Genomic DNA, 1,378 nt, shown 5'->3' on the forward strand with positions numbered 1-1,378 from the left:
GTTGCTGCTGGCTGTGGTCTGCATGCATTTGCGCGATGCGGTTGCCGCAGGGGTCGTAGCGCCAGACGCGGTCTTCGGTGAAGCCGATGCGGTTGTCTTCCCAGCGCTGCACGGGGCCTCGCCGCTGGCCTGCGAGGTGGCCTAGGCCCATGAGGTTGAAGTCGGTGCTTTGGCAGCGAGGATGGCGTGCGTATTCAAGCGTTTTTTGTAGGAGCGAGCTGAGGCAATCCTCTGACGGCAAGGGCATATCTCCTGAATCCACTTTACAAATCACTTGCAATCAAAATATTGTATTTCAGGTTTTAAATCAACCCCAAAAGCGTCCACCTCGACTAAACCAATTACAGACAACATCATCTATTTTTATAGCAGTTTTTGGGAATTACAAAGAATCCATTACTCTTGCGCTTGTAATCGGAATTTATAGTTATGAAATTATAGAACCAGAATATATATATATCCTCGTTTTCATTTTCCTTACTCATCTCACCAAGATAAGGGCTTATATTCACATTTCTTTCTACTAAATCTCCTTTTTTCAATCTTATCTCCTTTCCAGATCCATAATCAAAAAAGTCTTGCTTGATATTTTTTGGCTTATCCTTCCGAGCATAAGCATAATACCTAACCCCATAGTCACTTGGAGACCAGGGGGCAGCAAAATCATAAATAACCTTATCCGAATCCGTATTATTTCTTATGGCATGCCTTATATTGATAGATCCATTTTCGCCGCAATCAATGAAATTAACCTCAAGATCCACTTGAGATCTCGCTTGCAATGCGACGAAAATTAACAAGAAGAAAATTAGATAATTTTTCATGGATAATTTCCAGTGTCAACTTTGTTCTTGATTTGCCAGTCAATTATTCTCATCTTTGAGTTATATCTACTTTTGCAACTTGGAATAGTTTCATTTTCCGATTCTTGGCTCAAACATTGAATTTCTTTCTGCATTGCTCGTCTTTCCGAGTCAAGCCTTTTGACGTCATCGGAATTGGTGACAATTACCGATCCGGAATTATTGGCACATATGTTCTTGTTGAAATTCAGCGCATCATTTAAATGAGATTTTTCATGCTCTTCTGTGCATTTTTTTATCCCAGGACATTCTTCAAATTCAAGTTTCTGCACGAATATCTCTGGTGATTTTCCATCGCAGAATATTGTACTAATCCCCGATCCCAAGCTCTGAGGAGATCTCCCAATCGGATCGACTTGCCACTCAAGCCCAAGGGGATCTTGATATTTATTGGGTTTATTATCTGCATATACAGTCTTTATGATCCCCCCTCTAAGACCAATCGGATCCTGATTCACATAACTCCCCACCATCGGATCGTAATACCGATGCCGGTTGTAATACAGCCCCGTTTC

General features: G+C 41.7%; 2 protein-coding genes. Both read right to left on the reverse strand.

What is annotated here, in order from left to right; translation table 11 throughout:
* Nucleotides 1-353: 353 nt before the first annotated feature.
* Entirely contained in the window at nt 354-824 is a 471-nt protein-coding gene (locus tag PO605_RS30790; RefSeq protein ID WP_128422682.1) for a hypothetical protein, read from the reverse strand.
* On the reverse strand, nt 821-1,378 hold a 558-nt coding region (locus tag PO605_RS30795), incomplete at its 5' end, for an RHS repeat-associated core domain-containing protein (protein ID WP_272207346.1). The genes PO605_RS30790 and PO605_RS30795, both read right to left, overlap by 4 nt.

This window comes from Delftia sp. DT-2 (assembly GCF_028401915.1).
GTDB lineage: Bacteria > Pseudomonadota > Gammaproteobacteria > Burkholderiales > Burkholderiaceae_C > Comamonas > Comamonas tsuruhatensis.